Annotated in this window: 15 protein-coding genes; 9 read left to right on the top strand and 6 right to left on the bottom strand. The window is 69.6% G+C overall.

The window, feature by feature from the left end; translation table 11 throughout:
- Positions 1-4 precede the first annotated feature (4 nt).
- Genes ACIN94_RS29825 through ACIN94_RS29805 form a run of 5 tightly spaced genes read left to right on the top strand, consistent with a single transcriptional unit; the run spans position 5 to position 5,291 of the window.
- Complete coding sequence (locus tag ACIN94_RS29825) at positions 5-655, top strand: hypothetical protein (RefSeq protein ID WP_400713241.1); 651 nt, start codon at positions 5-7, stop codon at positions 653-655.
- Positions 656-1,306, top strand: a complete 651-nt coding sequence (locus tag ACIN94_RS29820; RefSeq protein ID WP_400713238.1) for an ABC transporter ATP-binding protein — start codon at positions 656-658, stop codon at positions 1,304-1,306.
- Positions 1,303-1,938 (top strand): ABC transporter ATP-binding protein, encoded by a 636-nt coding sequence (locus ACIN94_RS29815; RefSeq protein ID WP_400713235.1) that lies wholly within the window; start codon positions 1,303-1,305, stop codon positions 1,936-1,938. Before ACIN94_RS29820 ends, ACIN94_RS29815 begins: the two co-directional genes overlap by 4 nt.
- Positions 1,932-4,577 (top strand): FtsX-like permease family protein, encoded by a 2,646-nt coding sequence (locus ACIN94_RS29810; protein WP_400713232.1) that lies wholly within the window; start codon positions 1,932-1,934, stop codon positions 4,575-4,577. Before ACIN94_RS29815 ends, ACIN94_RS29810 begins: the two co-directional genes overlap by 7 nt.
- A 12-nt stretch (positions 4,578-4,589) precedes the next feature.
- Positions 4,590-5,291, top strand: a complete 702-nt coding sequence (locus tag ACIN94_RS29805; RefSeq protein ID WP_400713229.1) for a phosphatase PAP2 family protein — start codon at positions 4,590-4,592, stop codon at positions 5,289-5,291.
- Between the two features lie 8 nt (positions 5,292-5,299).
- Here the strand turns inward: ACIN94_RS29805 and ACIN94_RS29800 are convergent, their stop codons facing one another.
- Both ACIN94_RS29800 and ACIN94_RS29795 read right to left on the bottom strand, forming a co-directional pair.
- A complete protein-coding gene (locus ACIN94_RS29800) occupies positions 5,300-5,941 on the bottom strand; it encodes a phosphoribosylanthranilate isomerase (RefSeq protein ID WP_400713226.1) in 642 nt (213 codons plus the stop codon).
- 46 nt (positions 5,942-5,987) lie between these two features.
- Positions 5,988-6,941 carry a glucosyl-3-phosphoglycerate synthase gene (locus ACIN94_RS29795; protein ID WP_400713223.1) on the bottom strand — a complete coding sequence of 318 codons (954 nt, stop codon included), beginning with the start codon at positions 6,939-6,941 and terminating at the stop codon, positions 5,988-5,990.
- A gap of 130 nt (positions 6,942-7,071) precedes the next feature.
- Here ACIN94_RS29795 and ACIN94_RS29790 point away from each other — a divergent pair, with 130 nt between their 5' ends.
- Positions 7,072-8,808, top strand: a complete 1,737-nt coding sequence (locus tag ACIN94_RS29790) for a hypothetical protein (RefSeq protein WP_400713220.1) — start codon at positions 7,072-7,074, stop codon at positions 8,806-8,808.
- Here ACIN94_RS29790 and ACIN94_RS29785 read toward each other — a convergent pair.
- Positions 8,793-10,262 (bottom strand): helix-turn-helix domain-containing protein, encoded by a 1,470-nt coding sequence (locus tag ACIN94_RS29785; RefSeq protein ID WP_400713217.1) that lies wholly within the window; start codon positions 10,260-10,262, stop codon positions 8,793-8,795. The two genes, ACIN94_RS29790 and ACIN94_RS29785, sit on opposite strands and share 16 nt — an antisense overlap.
- A 240-nt stretch (positions 10,263-10,502) precedes the next feature.
- On the opposite strand from ACIN94_RS29785, the gene aceA reads away from it, so the two are divergent.
- The gene (gene aceA / locus ACIN94_RS29780) at positions 10,503-11,795 is read left to right on the top strand and encodes an isocitrate lyase (protein ID WP_400713214.1); all 1,293 of its coding nucleotides are present in this window, start codon (positions 10,503-10,505) and stop codon (positions 11,793-11,795) included.
- Positions 11,796-12,032: 237 nt separating this feature from the next.
- Here aceA and mihF read toward each other — a convergent pair whose 3' ends face one another.
- Positions 12,033-12,341: an integration host factor, actinobacterial type gene (gene mihF, locus ACIN94_RS29775; RefSeq protein WP_400713211.1), complete on the bottom strand. Its 309-nt coding sequence runs from the start codon at positions 12,339-12,341 to the stop codon at positions 12,033-12,035.
- Positions 12,342-12,502: 161 nt separating this feature from the next.
- Here mihF and ACIN94_RS29770 point away from each other — a divergent pair, with 161 nt between their 5' ends.
- Positions 12,503-12,676: a hypothetical protein gene (locus ACIN94_RS29770; protein WP_400713208.1), complete on the top strand. Its 174-nt coding sequence runs from the start codon at positions 12,503-12,505 to the stop codon at positions 12,674-12,676.
- 113 nt (positions 12,677-12,789) lie between these two features.
- Positions 12,790-13,077, top strand: a complete 288-nt coding sequence (locus ACIN94_RS29765) for an HU family DNA-binding protein (protein WP_400713205.1) — start codon at positions 12,790-12,792, stop codon at positions 13,075-13,077.
- 1 nt (position 13,078) lies between these two features.
- On the opposite strand, the gene ACIN94_RS29760 is transcribed toward ACIN94_RS29765, so the two are convergent.
- Positions 13,079-14,614, bottom strand: coding sequence for a protein kinase (locus ACIN94_RS29760; RefSeq protein WP_400713202.1), 1,536 nt, complete (start codon positions 14,612-14,614; stop codon positions 13,079-13,081).
- Positions 14,615-14,802: 188 nt separating this feature from the next.
- Complete coding sequence (locus tag ACIN94_RS29755) at positions 14,803-15,918, bottom strand: alpha/beta hydrolase (protein WP_400713199.1); 1,116 nt, start codon at positions 15,916-15,918, stop codon at positions 14,803-14,805.
- Positions 15,919-16,068: the final 150 nt, after the last annotated feature.

Here is a 16,068-nt window from a genome sequence, read left to right as displayed (position 1 = left end):
AAACATGGTCAAAAAGCTCTATCTCACCGCGGCACTCCTCCTGGGTCTGGTGAGCGTAGCCGCATGCGCGGGCACGCAGACGGCGCTGACTCCTGCGGCCTCCGCCACGTCCGCCTCGACTGCTTCGACCGCCTCGGCTACCTCGGCTGCGGATACGCCGACAGGGGAGCCGGATCCGAACGCCACCGAGTCCAATCCGCCGGGAGACATCCCGGACAACACCGCTTTCGTCCCGTACCGCGCCAAGCTCTATGAGATCAAGGTGCCTGAGGGCTGGGCGCGTACGGACATCTCCGCCGGGGCGAGCTTCACCGACAAGCTCAACAGCGTCACGATCGAGCTCAGGCCGGCGGCGTCCGCTCCCACCGTCGACACGGCGAAACGGAACGAGGCCCCCAAGCTTCAGGCGGCCGGTGGCGACTTCACGCTGAAGAAGATCGAGACGGTTGACCGCAAGGGCGGCCAGGCCGTGCGGCTCGTTTACCAGGTCGACAGCACGCCCAATCCGGTCACCGGAAAGGTCATCCGCCAAGAGGCAGAGCGCTACGAGTTCTACAAGAACGGCCAGGAGGCGGTGCTGACGCTGTCCGGACCGGCCGGTTCCGACAACGTGGACCCCTGGCGCCTGGTCTCGGACTCCTTCAGGTGGTTGTAGATGATCTTGGCGGACGAGTTGTATCGCTTCTACCGGGCAGGCGACGAAGAGGTCAAGGCGCTGCGCGGCGTCTCGCTCAAGGCCGATCCCGGCGAGATCGTCTTGGTCACCGGACCGTCGGGGTCGGGCAAGTCCACGCTGCTGGCCTGTCTGGCCGGGCTGGACGAGCCGGACGGCGGAACAGTGTGGATCGATCAATCCCGGATCAGTCACCGTCCCGAACCGGAGCGGGCGGCACTGCGCGCCCGCTCCATCGGAGTGGTCTTTCAGTCCGGCAACCTGATCGAACACCTCACTGTCCGCCAGAACCTTGACCTGGCCCAGAAACTGACCGGACAGCGCGACGCCGCCTGGGCCGATCAGGTGCTTGATCTCACCGGCCTGGCCACACGGGCCGGCGCCCGGCCGAGCACCCTGTCCGGTGGCGAGGCCGCCCGAGCGGGCCTGGCTGTCGCGCTGGCCAACCGCCCGGCCGTGCTGCTGGCCGATGAACCGACCGGGGAGCTCGACCGCACCACCGAAGCCGGCATCTTGACGTTGCTGCGCGCCCAGGCAGAGCGCCCCTGCGCGGTGGTGATCGCCTCGCACAGCCCCGCGGTCCGCCGTTTCGCCGACCGTGTCCTCACACTCCATGATGGGCGGATCACTTGACAGCGATCATCAGTTGCACGGATGTCTCCCGCACCTACGGCAGCGGTCGCGATGCGGTCGTCGCCATCCATGGCGTCACCTGCGAGGTCAGGGAGGGCGACAAGATCGCCGTCGTCGGCTCCTCAGGATCGGGCAAGACGACCCTGTTGCATCTGCTCTCCGGGCTCGACGGACCGACTACGGGAGAGATCCATCGATACGACGCCCCCGTCGGGATCGTCTTTCAGGGACCAAGCCTGCTGCCACCACTGGATGTCACGGAGAACGTCGCCCTGCCCCTGCTGATCGCCGGATGCGACGGAGGCGAAGCCGAAGATCGGGCGCGGGAGGCGTTGCGCCAGGTTGGCCTGGCAGGCCTCGGGAAGCGCCTGCCCGAGGAGCTGTCCGGCGGGCAGGCCCAGCGCGTGGCCGTCGCCCGTGTCCTGGCCGCCGCACCACGTCTGATCATCGCCGACGAACCCACCGGCCAGCTGGACTCCGCCCACGCCGACGAAATCATCAGCCTGCTCCTGGGCGTCGCCGACGACCTGGAAGCCGGCCTGGTGATCGCTACACACGACCCGGCCATCGCCGAGCGGCTCCCGTACCGCTGGGAGATGTGTGATGGCACGTTGGGCAGGCAGACATGCTGATCTGGCTACGCGGCCTGCTGGCACGCCGCACCGGACGGCTCGCCGCGGCATCTGCCGGCATCGCCGTCGCCGTCGCGCTGCTGGCCTCGCTGGGTGTTTTCCTCTCGGCGGCCAAATCCACCATGACCGCACGGTCCGTCCAACGGGTCCCGGTCGACTGGCAGATCGAGACCCAGCCTGGCGCCGACCCCACGGCCGTGGCACAGACACTCCAGCACACCCCCGGAATCGAGACCGTCCGCAGGGTCGACTCCGCAGCCGTCACCGGATTCGAATCCCGCCAAGGCGGCCAGGTGCTCACCACCGGCCCCGGACAGGTGCTCGGCCTGCCCACCGACTACGCCGACGTCTTCCCCGGCGAGCTGCGGCCCCTCACCGGATCCTCGCAGGGGGTGCTGCTCGCCCAGCAGACGGCCGCCAACCTGCACGCCGGGCCGGGCGACACGATCATCCTGCACCGTACCGGGCTGCCCGACGCCACCGTCCGGGTGGACGGCATAGCCGACCTGCCCGAGGCGGACTCGCTGTTCCAGAAGGTGGGCGCTCCTCCGGGAGCCCAACCCCAGGCCCCTCCGGACAACGTGCTGCTGTTGCCCGCCGATCAGTGGCGACGGCTCTACGGTCTGCCGCATGTTCCGCCGCTCCACCAGCAGTTCCACGTCCGGCTGGCACACCGGTTTCCCAGCGATCCCGCGGCCGCCTACGAGCAGGTCACCGGAGCGGCCCGCAACCTGGAGGTGCGGCTGGCCGGGGCGGGGCTGGTCGGCGACAATCTCGGCGCGGCCCTGGATGCCGCCCGCTCCGACGCCCTCTACGCCCAGATCCTCTTTCTCTTCCTCGGCCTGCCGGGTGCGATACTCGCCGTGCTGCTCACTGCCGCGATCACGGGGGCCGGAGCGGTACGGCGCCGCACGGAGCAGGCCCTGCTACGCGCCCGGGGAGCAAGCACCCGCGTGTTGACCCGGCTGGCCCTGGCGGAGGCGGTCCTGGTCGGCGTGGCCGGCGTGCTCGCCGGGCTGGGTCTGGCCGCGATCACCAGCTTGCTTGCCTTCGGCTCGGTCGGCTTCGGTGCGACGGCGGCGGTGGTGGCGGGAGGAAGCGTGCTCTCAGCCATTGTCGGCCTGCTCATAGCGGGGGCGACGATCCTGCTCCCGGCGGTCCGGGATGCCCGTACGGTCACCGTCGCCTCAGCCCTCCGCACCATCGGAGTGGTCCGATCATCGTGGTGGATGAGGTACGGCCTGGACGGCTGGCTGCTGCTCGGCTCCGTGGCGGTGTTCTGGGTCACCAGTCAGAGCGGCTACCACCTGGTCCTGGCACCCGAAGGCGTCCCGCAGATCTCGGTCGACTACTGGGCGTTCGCCGGACCCGCGCTGCTGTGGGCCGGCTCCGGCCTGCTGATCTGGCGGCTCACCCACCTGGTGCTCGGTTCGCGACGCCTGGTGAAAAGGCTGGCCCAGCCGCTCGCCTCCAGCCTGGCCAACACCGTCGCCGCCACCCTGTCGCGACAGCGGCGGCTGATCAGCAGGACGGTGACGATCGCGGCGCTGGCCATGGTGTTCGCCGTGTCCACGGCCACCTTCACCGCCACCTACCGTCAGCAGGCGCTGGTCGACGCGCAACTCACCAACGGCGCCGACGTGACCGTCACGGAGTCGCCCGGCGCTCAGATCCCCCCGTCCCAGGAACACCGGATCGCCGCCGTCCGGGGCGTCTCGGCAGTGGAGCCGATCCAGCACCGATTCGCCTACGTCGGTTCCGACCTGCAGGACCTGTACGGCATCCGCCCCGCGACCCTGCCGCACACCACCCGGCTGCAGGATTCCTACTTCATCGGAGGCACCGCGCGCTCGCTGATCGACCGGCTCGCCCACCAGCCCGATGCGATCCTGGTGAGCCAGGAAACCGTCCACGACTTTCAACTGCACATCGGCGACCTGCTCCGGCTCCGCCTCCAGGACGGCCGTACCAAGCAGTTCCACACCGTGGACTTCCACTACGTCGGCATCGCCTCCGAGTTCCCCACGGCTCCGCGCGACAGCTTCCTGGTCGCCAACGCCGCCTACGTGGCCGCACAGACCGGCTCCGACACCGTCGGCGCCTTCCTGGTCACCACCGACGGCACACCCGCGCGTACGGTAGCCGACCGGCTGCGCTCCACGCTCGGCCCGCAGCCGCAGATCAGCGACCTGGACACCACCCGACGGGTGATCGGCTCCAGTCTCACCGCCGTCGATCTCGGCGGCCTGACCACCATTGAGCTGACCTTCGCCCTCGGGCTGGTCATCGCCGCGACCGCGCTGTTGCTGATCCTGGGCTTCACCGAGCGGCGCCGTACCTTTGCCCTCGCCACGGTTCTCGGCGCGCGCCCCCGCCAGCTCGGCGCCTTCGTCTGGACGGAGGTCCTGCTTGTCGGCACCGGGACTACCCTGTTCGGAGTGCTGGGCGGCTGGGCACTGTCGCAGATGCTGGTCAGCGTCCTTACCGGCGTCTTCGATCCGCCACCGAGCGCGCTGACCGTGCCCTGGCCCTACCTCGGCGTCGTCGCCGCCGTCGGCGGTCTGGGGCTTGTACTCGCGGGGGCGGCGGCCATACAGGCCGTCCGACGCCCGCCATTGACCGTCCTGCGGGACCTGTGATCGGGGATATTAATGAAGCACCCCCAGGTGGCCCACCACTGGGAAAGAACGTCTGCTCCTTCGATCTTCAGGACCTTCCGTCTGCCCGTCCTGCTGCTGGTCCCTGCCGCCATCTTGGGCGCGCTCTCCAGGACACCGGGCTGGACCCGCGCCGACCTCCAGCTCGACGAGACGGTGCAGGCCGTCCGCGCACCATGGCTGACCGTGGTCGCCCGGGGGCTCGACACCGCCTTCTCCCCGGTGGCGGCGGTCTGCCTCACCGCGCTGCTCGCGGCTGTCCTGATCGCGATCGGACGTGGCCGCACCGCCGTGATCACCGTTTTGGTGATCATCGGGGGCTGGGGTACTGGTTCGATCTTCAAAACCGTGGTGGCCCGGCCCCGTCCGCCTCTCGATCACCAGCTCGTCGTCCAGTACGGCCATGACAGCTACCCCAGCGGGCACGTGGCGATCACGTTGTCCATGGTCGTGGCCATCGGTCTTCTCGCCTACGGCAGCCGCTGGTTCCGTCCGGTTGTGGTCGTGGGCGCGGTCCTGGTGACAGCACAGGCCCTCGCCCGCCTCTATCTCGGAGTGCACTATCCGACCGATGTGATCGGTTCCATCCTGGTCGCACCTGCCGGAGCTTTCACGGTGATCGCGTTGTGGCGGCGTTTCGTCCCTTTCTCAGAGGAGGGCGGAACGCATCCCGCGGCCACGACGGGTCCGCGATGAACCCCTGCTCAGGTGCGCCCGGTGGCATGGGCGGCGGCGACGAAGCCCCTGATGAGCGCGGTGTCCTTCACCCCGGGAGCGATCTCCACGCCGCTCGACACGTCGACCCCCCAGGGCCGGGCGGCGTCGATGGCTCCGGCCACGTTCGACGGGTCCAGGCCGCCCGCCAGCATCCAGCGGCCCTCCGGGCGCCCGCGCACCGCCGCCCAGTCCCACGGCTCGCCCGAGCCGGGTCTGGGCGCGTCGACGATGAGCAGGTCCTCGTCGAAGGCGCCGCAGCGCAGGTCGGCACCCGCGCCTCCGGCGCGGATCAGCATGACGCCGAGGTCCTTCAGCGCGGTGAAGTCGCCGTGCGGGTGGTCGCCGTGCAGCTGGACGGCGCGTACTCCGGTCTCCATCGTGGCCGCCCGGACCTCCTGGGGAGTCTCACCGGCGAACACCGCCACGGTCAGCACGTGCGGAGGCACCGTGGAGGCCAGCTCACGCGCCCGCGCGGGGGTGATCCGCCGGGGGCTCCGCGTGAGAACGAACCCGATCGCGTCGGCGCCCGCCTCGACGGCGGCTCTCACGTGCTCGGGCTCGCGCAGACCGCAGATCTTCACATACACCCGCCGCGGGTCGTTCCCGGCACCGGACACGGAGGAGTCCACTCCCGTCATTTCGCGACATCCGATCGCAGATCGTCGAAGACGACGACTATAGCGGCCGGGAGCGGCGTCCGGTGACGGTGGCCATCGGGGGACGTTCGGCCACGGCCACGTCGCGGACGGTCGGGTGGTGACCGCTTGGACTCCGGCGGAACTGGGTCATCCGGCGAGAGGGTGTGTGCAGGGAGATCATCTTGTTCTGGCGTTCGAGGCGGGACCAGGAGGTCTGCAGGATCTGGGCGGCCATGCCGCCGAGTGCCTCGGTCGACTGGTGGGAGTGGACACGGCGCCCCAGGTCGACCTGGGCGAGGGCGTCGAGACCCGCGAGATCGAGCAGATCGATCAGCAGGCCCAGCTCCACGCCGTAGCCGGTGACGAACGGGACCTGTTCGAGCACAGACCGGCGTCCGGCGTACTCACCGGCGAGGGGCTGCACGAAGCCCGCCAGCAGCGGCCAGTGCAGGTTGAGCAGGGGCCGCGCGACGAGCTCGGTGACCCGGCCGCCGCCGTTCTGCACGTTCCGCAGCGGCCGGTCGTAGCAGCCCTTGACGTAGACCACGCCGGGATCGCCGAGCAGCGGGCCGAGCAGCCCGGTCACGAACGACGTGCGGAACTCGCGCAGGTCGGCGTCGATGAAGACCAGCAGATCACCGGAGGTCACGGCGAGGGATTTCCAGAGCGCCTCTCCCTTGCCGTCCATCGGCTTCAGGTCGGGCAGGATCTCGTCCTGGGCGATCACTCTGGCCCCGGCCTGCGTGGCACGCGCGGCGGTGTCGTCGGTGGAGCGGGAATCGATGACCACCAGTTCGTCGACGAGTGGCACCGCCTCCATCAGCTCGTGCCGGATCGCGGTGACGATCTCCCCGACCGTCTCCCCCTCGTCGCGAGCGGGCAGCACCACACTGACGGTCAGATCACCTTTGGCCTCCAGCAACCACGGCAACGGCCAGTCATCCGATGATGAAGTGCGCCCACGCAGCCATGCCTCCACCTCAGGCAGCACAGCTCACCCTTCCCATCACCTCGGAACTCACGGCTATCACCCTATGTGGCACTGATTGTCACCGGACACCCGATCCTGGCCTCCCTCAGTAGATGGGAGGATCTGTCCAGACCGGAGCGAAGGGGGCGGCATGGAGCCGGTGGCGGTGATGAGGGCGGCCTATACCGTCCGTGACGAGCTTGACCAATTGCTGGGCGGAGCCGCGGAGGAACTGCGGGAGCGTCTCGACCCGCTGCTGGCCGAGGAGGGCAGGCAGGCTCCGGAGCCGCTGGCCGACGCCATCGTGATGCTCCTCGCGCAGTACGGTCCCGCCTGGGAGCGGTTCACCCAGGTGCGCCACCTGAACGGCCAGGCCACGGCCGGGGAGCAGCCGGACCCGGCTCCGCCCGGTCTCCCCGGCCCGGACGCGCCGCTGCCGGACTCCCCCTGGCCGAACGCGGCGCCGCCAGGTTCCCCCGGTCCGGACCGCGGCTCCTCGTTGCTCAACCGGCTGACCGGGGCCTTCCGGAGGAAACGCAGGGAACCGGCTCCGGGCGGGCCGGGGTGGGAGGCGTTCCCGCTGATCGACGTGCCCGGTGAGGTGGTCGCGGGCTGGGGTACCCAGGTTGAGGTGGGTCTCTCCCCCAGGCCCGCTCCCTCACCCGGGACCGGCGCGCCATCGGGCTCCGGGGAGATCCCCGGTGACTCGCGGGCTCCTTTCCCCCACGAGCCGTCCGATCTGGACATCCAGCTCATCGCCGAGGGGTTCGAGGCGCCCGGCGGGTGGCGGGTACGGCTCCGCGTCGACGGGGCCTCGCCGTACCCGAAGGCGGCCGTTCACCTGGTCGCCCTCCCGCAGGATCAGCCGGTGATCGCCCGGCAGATCCAGGTCGTCCATGCCGTCCGCGGCCAGGTGACCGGGTTCGGCGTGTGCGCGCTCGCGGTCCTCGACTCTCCCGGCCTGCTCGGCCAGGAGAACGCCGCGCAGCCGGTCGCGGGCACCGGGGTCCGGATGGCCCCCGCCGGGGAGCCGGCGGACGTCACGGTGGTCATCGCCCACGGCGACCTGCCGGGACGGCTGTGGTGGACCTACCAGTCACCGCACTTCACCACGCCCGACCAGGCGGAGAGCTGCGACCTGGGGATGCGGACCTCCGCGTTCGGGCGGCACGTGGCGGAGCGGGCGCAGAGCGTCGAGGACATGGGCCGGCAGATCGCCTCGAAGATCCCGCGGGGGTTCTGGGAGCTGCTGAACGCGGTGGCCGGGCGGGTGGCTCCGCGCCGCCCGAGCGTGCTGATCCTCTCCCAGGAACCGCACATCCCCTGGGAACTGGCGGCGTTGGAGCAGCCTTTCGACCGGACCATCCCCGCCTTCCTGAACTGCCAGACGGTGACCGGCCGCTGGCCTCTCGGCGGGCGGCGTCCGGAGCTGCCTCCGCCGGCACGCGCGCGGGGCGACAGCATGGCGGTCGTGTACGGCGGGGCGGAGGTCCATCCGCTGGTCACCGCCTACGGCGCCGCCCAGGTCACCCCCGCGTTCGGCGACGTCCTGGCCATGCTCGGCGACCCACCGGACGTGATCCACTTCGCGTCCGGTGGGTCGGCGTTCGAGGCCCTGGGCCGGGGCATGGGCGACGGCTCGTTCGTCTTCCTGGAGGAGCCGGGAGACTGCCAGGCGTTCCTGCTCGCGGGCGCGAGCGGGGTCGTCGCCCCGCTCTGGCCGGTCGGCGACGGCCTGGCACCGGAGTTCCACCGTCGCTGCCTGGGTGGGGAGCCCCCCGCCGAGGTACTGCGCTCCCTGCGCTGCCAGGCCCCCGCCACGGGGGTCGCCTACCAGTTCTTCGGCCATCCGTCGCTCACCCTGTCACGGGGTCACTCAGCGGCGTGACGCTCCAGGAAGGTGTAGACGTCCGCCTCGTCCACGCCGGGGAAGGATCCGGGCGGCAGGGCGGCCAGGACGTGGGAGTTGCCACGCGCCGAAGGCCAGGCATACCCCTCCCAGCGCTGGGTGAGTTCGACGGGCGGGCGGCGGCAGCAGTCACCGGTGGGGCACTCCGACTTGGTGCGATGGGTGGTCTCCCGCCCCCGGAACCAGCGTGATTCGCGGTACGGCACGCCGAGGGTGATGGCGAAGTCCCGCTCCCGCGAGGGGTCGACGTGAGCGACGCAGAAGTAGGTGCCGGTCGGCGAGTCGGAGTACTGGTAGTAGACGGAGAACCTGTCCGGGGAGCGGAACACCTGCCGCCCTGACCACTGCAGGCACATCCGCTGGCCCTCGATAGCGCCCTGCTCGTCGGCGGGGAAGACGATGCCGTCGTTCTCGTAGGCCTTGTAGATGATCCCTCCGGCGTCGTTGCGGACGAAGTGGCAGGTCAGGTCGAGGAAATGGGTGGCCAGGTTGGTGAACCGGTGCGCGGCCATCTCGTAGGAGACGGCGAAGACGTCCCGCAGATCCTCCACACTCAGCGCCCGATCCTGTTTCGCCTCCCTCAGGTACGGCACGGCGGTGGCCTCGGGCACCAGCACGGCGGCGGCGAAGTAGTTGGCCTCGGTCCGCTGGCGGAGGAAGTCGGCGAAGTCACGGGGCTTGTGATGGCCGAGGGCCAGGTGGCCAAGGGTCTGCAGCAGGATCGTGCGGGGGGTGTGCATGCCCAGCTGCTCGTATTTGACGTAGATGCGCCGGTTGCGCAGATCGGTGATGGAGCGGACCGTGCGGGGCAGGTCCTGGACCGTCTGAACGGTGTAGCCGAAGTGCGTGACCAGGGCCTGGACGGTGCTCTGCGACAGCGCGCCGGCGCGGTAGCCGACTGCGGAGAGCGCCTCGGCCGCCGCCTTCTCGATCTCCTCGAAGTAGTTGCCCCGCTCGCGCTGCATGCGACGGAGCTCGGCGTTGGCGGCACGTGCCTCCTCGGGGGTGGCGGTGCCTTTGGCCTGACGTGAGCGCAGCTCGCCGTACAGGCCGAGGATGTGTTCGAGCACGTCGTTGGGGACGCGCGCGGAGACCTTCAGCCTGGCCAGGCCGAGCCCCGCGTACAGCGGGTCGCGCTGCGCCTCCTCCAGGGCCATCTCCAGCTGCGCCCGGTGGCTGGGGGCCTGACGGCGGAGCAGCTCCTCGACCGGCACGTTCAGCGCGGCGGCGAGGGACTTCAGCAGGGACAGCTTCGGCTCGCGCTTGCCGTTCTCCAGCAGGGAGAGCTGGCTCGGCGCGCGGCTGACCCGTTCGCCCAGGTCGGAGAGGGTGAGTCCGCGCTGCTTGCGCAGGTGTCTCAGACGCTGGCCGAACGCGATGAGATCGAGCTCCTGCGTCAAGGACAGCGGTTCTTCACCGACCAGAGATGCCATAGCACGATGCTAAACGAAATTTCGAGGATTATTTCCGCCGTACCCTCCTCTACGGTCTCCAATCGCCAGGATTGGTCTAGTCCATATCGCAAACTCTTAATTCCTTCTCTCTGTAATACCGACAAGTATTAGCACTGTGAGAAAATTTGAGATTTTTGCGCGCAAATCGACCTTGTTCCCCTGTTTCGCCGGGGCGCACACTCGGAGCAAGGCACCCAGGGGACGACAAGGAGTGAAAAGATGAACGATCGCCTCAAGGGAGCCGCAGATGAGCTGCGGCGCGAATGGGAGACCAACCCCCGCTGGCAGGGAACCGAGCGGACCTACACGGCCGAGGACGTGGTCCGGCTCCGGGGATCCGTCCAGGAGGAGCACACTCTCGCCCGGCTCGGCGCCGAACGGCTCTGGGAGCTGCTCACCACCGAGGACTACGTGCACGCACTGGGCGCGCTGACCGGCAACCAGGCCGTGCAGCAGGTCAAGGCGGGCCTGAAGGCGATCTATCTGTCCGGCTGGCAGGTCGCCGCCGACGCCAACCTCGGCGCGCAGACCTACCCGGACCAGAGCCTCTATCCGGCGAACTCGGTCCCGGCCGTCGTGCGCCGCATCAACAACGCGCTGCTGCGCGCCGACCAGATCACCTGGTCGGAAGGGGATGAGGACGCGCCGTACTGGCTGGCCCCGATCGTGGCCGACGCCGAGGCCGGCTTCGGCGGCGTGCTCAACGCCTTCGAGCTGATGAAGGGCATGATCGCCGCGGGTGCGGCGGGCGTACACTGGGAGGACCAGCTCGCCTCCGAGAAGAAGTGCGGCCACCTGGGCGGCAAGGTCCTGGTCCCGACCGGCCAGCACATCAAGACCCTCAGCGCGGCCCGCCTCGCGGCCGACGTGATGGGTGTCCCGTCTCTGATCATCGCGCGGACCGACGCCCAGGCCGCGACGCTTCTGACCACTGACGTCGATCCCCGTGACCAGGTCTTCACCACCGGTGAGCGCACCGCCGAGGGCTTCTACCGCGTCCGCAACGGCGTCGGCTCCTGCATCGCCCGGGGCCTGGCCTACGCGCCTTACTCCGACCTGCTCTGGATGGAGACCTCCCTGCCGGACCTGGACGTGGCCCGCGAGTTCGCCGAGGCCATCAAGGCCAGGTACCCCGACCAGATGCTGGCCTACAACTGCTCGCCCTCCTTCAACTGGAAGAAGCACCTGGACGACTCGACCATCGCCAAGTTCCAGCGCGAGCTCGGCCACATGGGCTACAAGTTCCAGTTCATCACGCTGGCGGGCTTCCACTCGCTCAACCACTCGATGTTCAACCTGGCCAAGGGCTACGCCGAGGAGGGCATGACCGCCTACGTCGAGCTCCAGGAGGCCGAGTTCGCCGCCGAGTCGCGCGGCTACACCGCCACCCGCCATCAGCGCGAGGTCGGCACCGGATACTTCGACCTGGTCAGCACGGCCATCGCGCCGGACTCCTCCACCACGGCCCTGCGGGGCTCCACGGAGGAGGAGCAGTTCAAGAGGGCTCACTGACCCTTCAGACCGCGTCCGCCCGAAAACTTCCAGGGCATGGGAATCCTCCGGGCGGACGTGACGACCAGGTCGTCGGCCGAGGCCCCGCCGCACGGACATCCCCCGAGTCCGTACGGCGGGGCCTCCCGCTGTCCCGTTATCCGGCGGCGGCAACGGTCGCCCGGCTCCCGGGCGGTCAGCTCGATCATGAACGGCTCAACCCGGTACGGGCCTGCGGGTCGGCCAGGGCCGGCCGTCTCAGCCGGCGACGGCCTCAATGAGTTTGCGGCGCTGCTGCGTGCCGAGCCCGCCGAGACGACGGGCCTCGTCCACGGCGGCCTCCTCCATGAGCTGGGCGGCCTTCACGTTGCCGATGCCGGGCAGCGCACGCAGTGCCCGCGACACCTTGATGCGCTTGGCGATGTCGTCGTCACGGCCGAGCAGCTGTTCAAGACTCACCGATCCGGCCTTGACCTCGGCCAGAAGCTTGGCGCGGGCCGCACGACTCTCGGCTGCCTTGGCGAGAGCGGCCTGACGCTGTTCGGGGGTTAGCTTAGGCAGAGCCATGTTGACTTCTCCTTGATTACTCGGATTATGACGGTCTGTTACCCACGGCAACTTGGCTAATCATCGCTGAACATGGGGAAACCAGTGCGTCTGGCACAGACCATCACGATATGCCCGGATGGTTACCCCAGCCTTACCTGACTCTTCGTAGCCTCAACCTCATGGGTATCTGGCAAGGGCCCGACGGCATAGAAGTCGAGGCGATCATGCTCAATGACCTGCCCTGTCTGCGCGTGACCCAGCGGATCGGAGGGCATCGCATCGTGCTGGCCTACTGCACGGACGTACGCGAGGTCGGACGGCTCGTGGATCTGGGCGAGCTCGTCGCGGCGTAGGGGGCGACCTTCGAACGATCGGCTCAGGGTGGTGGCAGCCGGTCCCGCCCCCTTCCGCACGAGGAAGAGCGCGGGGCTCGATGGACTCAGTCGAAATAGCGTTAACTATACGGATGAACAAGCGCGAGCTGATTGAGAAGGCCGCGGCTGAGGCGGGGCTCAGCCGGCGGCAGACCGCCGCGGCTCTGGACGCGATCCTGGGAACCATCCAGACGGCCGTGGCGGCCGAGGAGAAGGTCGCGATCCCCGGTTTCGGGTCCTTCGAGATCGTGCACAAGCCGGCGCGGACCGGGCGGAATCCGCAGACCGGCGAACCCCTGGAGATCGCCGAGACCTGGACGGCCAGGTTCAAGCCGAGTCCGGGGTTCATGGGCCTCATCCGCCAGCGCAAAAAGGACTGACTCAGTCATCGATCTGCACCACGGGACTCATACTCGGCGGGGGCGGGGTGACCGTCGCGGACGGGACCGGGGTGGCCGTCGCGGACGGGGCGGGCGACGGGGCCGGGCTCTCTCCGTCTCCGGTCTGCGGGATCTGGGTGAAGGAGGGCGAGGGCAGCTCATCTTCCTCGGGCGGGTCGTCACTTTCCCGCGGGCGGTCCGGCTGGGGCCTCTCGTGGCCGTCGTTCAGCGGGGGCATCGGGGCGGTGTGCGTTGTGGTGACCCGGATCGTGGAGGGTGTCACCGGCCGCGTGATCTGTGGTGTTCCCCTCGGCGGGCGCGGGTCATGGAAGGTGGGGCCGGGCGTCGTCTTCTGGGCGGGGACCACCATCGGCACCTCCTGGGGAGCGCCGGGACCGTCGCCGACGCCGATCACGCCGCTCCCCCCGCCCCCCGCCGCGACCACCGTGACGGCCGCCATGGACACCGTGGCCAGCGCCGCGAAACTCGCCTGCGACAGGTGCGCGCCCCTGCGCGGCGCCGCCCGGTGGGAGGTCCCGGCGGAAGCGGAAACCGCTGGCCGCTCCCGCACCGGCCCGGCGGGGGCGAGCCGTACCCGGCCCCCTCCGAGCGGAGGAGGCACCGGTGTCCAGATCTCCGCCAGCACTTCGGCGACGGCGACACGGAGGTCCCCCGGCCTTCCCACGCCACCTGCCGCGAGCAGCGCGCCGAGCAGGTCGGCGGCCCGGGGCCGGTGCGCGGGGTTCTTGTCCAGACAGGCCTCGACCGCCGGGCGCAGCAGAGCGGGCACCGAGGCGACACGGGGCGGCTCGACCATGATGCGCCGGACCAGCGCGTCGTGCTCGTGCGCGCCGAAGGGGTGGTGGCCGGTGGCCGCGTAGGCGATCAGGCACCCCCAGGCGAAGAGGTCGGAGGCGGGCAGCGCGGGACCGCCGGTGAGCCGTTCCGGAGCCACCCAGCCGGGGCTGCCCATGACCTGTCCCGCCTGTGTGTGCACGGCAGCGGCGTTCACCTCCCTGGCGATGCCGAAGTCGATCACCCGGGGTCCGGTGGCCGACAGCAGAACGTTGCCGGGCTTGAGATCACGGTGGACCAGCCCTGCCTCGTGCACCGCCACCAGTGCGGCGGCCACCCCGAGGGCGGTGCCGTAGGCGAGGTCCGGCGGCAACGGGCCCCGGGCGGGCACCACCTGGGACAGCGCCGGCCCAGGGATGTATTCGGAGACCAGGTAGGGCCGGTCCCGGCCGGTGCCGTCCTCGACCACGGCGGCGGTGCAGAAGGGGATGACCCGCCGGGAAAATTTCCCTTCCTCGGCGAAACGGGCGCGAAGCGTGGAATCGTTGAGATGCGCTGGATGCGGTGTCTTGAGCGCCACCATCCCACCCTGCGGGTGTTCGGCCAGGTAGACCACGCCCATGCCACCGACGCCGAGACGGCCGAGCAGAAGGTAACGGCCGATGATGACCGGATCTCCGACGGTCAGCGGCCGCACGCCGGGCGGCATGCCTTTGAAGGGGCCCGTTCCGCCACGTGCCATCCTGGGTGAACCTCTCGTGTACGGGCTACGGCAAGCACACTGTGGCGGTATTCGGGAGGACTTCGCTCCTTACCTGTCGCAAGGGATATGACAGGTAAGGCTAATGATCCCCCCGAGTAAGTCACCGGTGATGTCCGGGATATGTCGTGATACTGGATGGGACGGCGTGACCAGGGGAATCACGCCCGTCAGGCCGCGGCGGAGCCGGGCCGCACGGGTGATCTCCCGATGGGGGCAGGACCGCCACCGGTCCGTCCGGAAAGGCTCTCGGTGGAAAGGCTCTCGGTGGAGAGGCTCTCGGTGGAGAGGGCCTGCGCGGCCGTGAGGAATCGGGCGATGTGCCAGAAGACCTGGCGGGCCTCGGGGACGACGTCGGCGAGGATGGCGAAGACGTGCGGCATGCGGCGCCATTCCTCGTAGGTCACCGGCACTCCTCCGGCGCGGGCCCGCTCCGCGACGCGACGTCCCTCGTCACGGAGGACCTCGGTGGAGCCGGTGACGATCATCAACGGCGGCAGGCCGCTGTAGTCGCCGAAGACCGGAGAGACCAGCGGGTCACGAGGATCGAGGCGGGCGGTCCAGCGGCGGGCGAGCCATTCGACGCGGCCCGCCGGGATCAGCGGGTCGACCAGGCGGTTGACCCTGCGGGGCACGTCGGTGAGGTCGGTCCACGGCGACAGGCACACCGCGGCGGCGGGCAGCGGCAGACCCCTGCCGCGCATCGCCAGCAGCGCCGCCAGAGTGAGATGGCCACCGGCGGAGTCACCGGCGAGCAGGATGCGGGCCGGATCGTAACCGCGTTCCAGCAGGCACCGGTAGGTGGTGATCGCGTCCTCCAGGGACTCGGCCAATGTGTGAACCGGGCACTGGCGGTAGTCGACGGCCAGCACCGGACACCGGGCGGCGGCCGACAGGCGCCAGGTGATCGGACGGTGCGTCTCCGGGGAGCAGAAGAAGTATCCGCCTCCGTGGAAGTACAGCAGCACCCTGCTCTCGTCGATCCCCTGACCGACACTCTCGTCGAGTCCCTGACCGATACTCTCATCGAGTCCCTGACCCGCGCGGATCCACTCACCGGAGCACGTGCCGACCTGTTCCCGCGCCACACTCACGTGCTCAGGCAGCGGAAGTCGCATCCTGCCCGCCAGCCCGATGAGACGCGAGGCCGCCACGAAGCCGAAGTCGGTCCTCAGCAACAGTCCGGAGATCGGCTTGAGGGTGCCGCGCATCACCGTGTTGAGAGCGGCAGCCTGCCAGCTCACGGGGTAACCGGGGCAAACGTCCACGTCGATCTCGTAGCGCATGCGGACCTCCACAAGCCTTCATAAGGAGCATTCCCGCGGAATATCCTTCTATTCAATCCGTGCTCATATCGCCGCGTTCATGGCTACACGTCGGCCTCCCGCCACGCCCGGCCCCCACCGGAGAGGATTACGGGCCCTTGACGGTCGCAT

The organism is Streptosporangium sp. NPDC087985 (assembly GCF_044741965.1).
Taxonomy (GTDB): domain Bacteria; phylum Actinomycetota; class Actinomycetes; order Streptosporangiales; family Streptosporangiaceae; genus Streptosporangium.
The sequence above is the reverse complement of the archived record's forward strand: the minus strand, read 5'-3'. Positions and strand labels throughout refer to the sequence as shown.

Excerpts from the sequence above, each read along its gene's own strand:
- ACIN94_RS29755 (WP_400713199.1), bottom strand. The coding sequence starts at position 15,918 with ATGCGCTACGAGATCGACGTGGACGTTTGCCCCGGTTACCCCGTGAGC.
- ACIN94_RS29825 (WP_400713241.1), top strand. The coding sequence starts at position 5 with ATGGTCAAAAAGCTCTATCTCACCGCGGCACTCCTCCTGGGTCTGGTG.
- ACIN94_RS29760 (WP_400713202.1), bottom strand. The coding sequence starts at position 14,614 with ATGGCACGTGGCGGAACGGGCCCCTTCAAAGGCATGCCGCCCGGCGTG.
- ACIN94_RS29770 (WP_400713208.1), top strand. The coding sequence starts at position 12,503 with ATGGGTATCTGGCAAGGGCCCGACGGCATAGAAGTCGAGGCGATCATG.
- mihF (WP_400713211.1), bottom strand. The coding sequence starts at position 12,341 with ATGGCTCTGCCTAAGCTAACCCCCGAACAGCGTCAGGCCGCTCTCGCC.
- ACIN94_RS29765 (WP_400713205.1), top strand. The coding sequence starts at position 12,790 with ATGAACAAGCGCGAGCTGATTGAGAAGGCCGCGGCTGAGGCGGGGCTC.
- ACIN94_RS29805 (WP_400713229.1), top strand. The coding sequence starts at position 4,590 with ATGAAGCACCCCCAGGTGGCCCACCACTGGGAAAGAACGTCTGCTCCT.
- ACIN94_RS29820 (WP_400713238.1), top strand. The coding sequence starts at position 656 with ATGATCTTGGCGGACGAGTTGTATCGCTTCTACCGGGCAGGCGACGAA.
- ACIN94_RS29785 (WP_400713217.1), bottom strand. The coding sequence starts at position 10,262 with ATGGCATCTCTGGTCGGTGAAGAACCGCTGTCCTTGACGCAGGAGCTC.
- aceA (WP_400713214.1), top strand. The coding sequence starts at position 10,503 with ATGAACGATCGCCTCAAGGGAGCCGCAGATGAGCTGCGGCGCGAATGG.
- ACIN94_RS29790 (WP_400713220.1), top strand. The coding sequence starts at position 7,072 with ATGGAGCCGGTGGCGGTGATGAGGGCGGCCTATACCGTCCGTGACGAG.
- ACIN94_RS29810 (WP_400713232.1), top strand. The coding sequence starts at position 1,932 with ATGCTGATCTGGCTACGCGGCCTGCTGGCACGCCGCACCGGACGGCTC.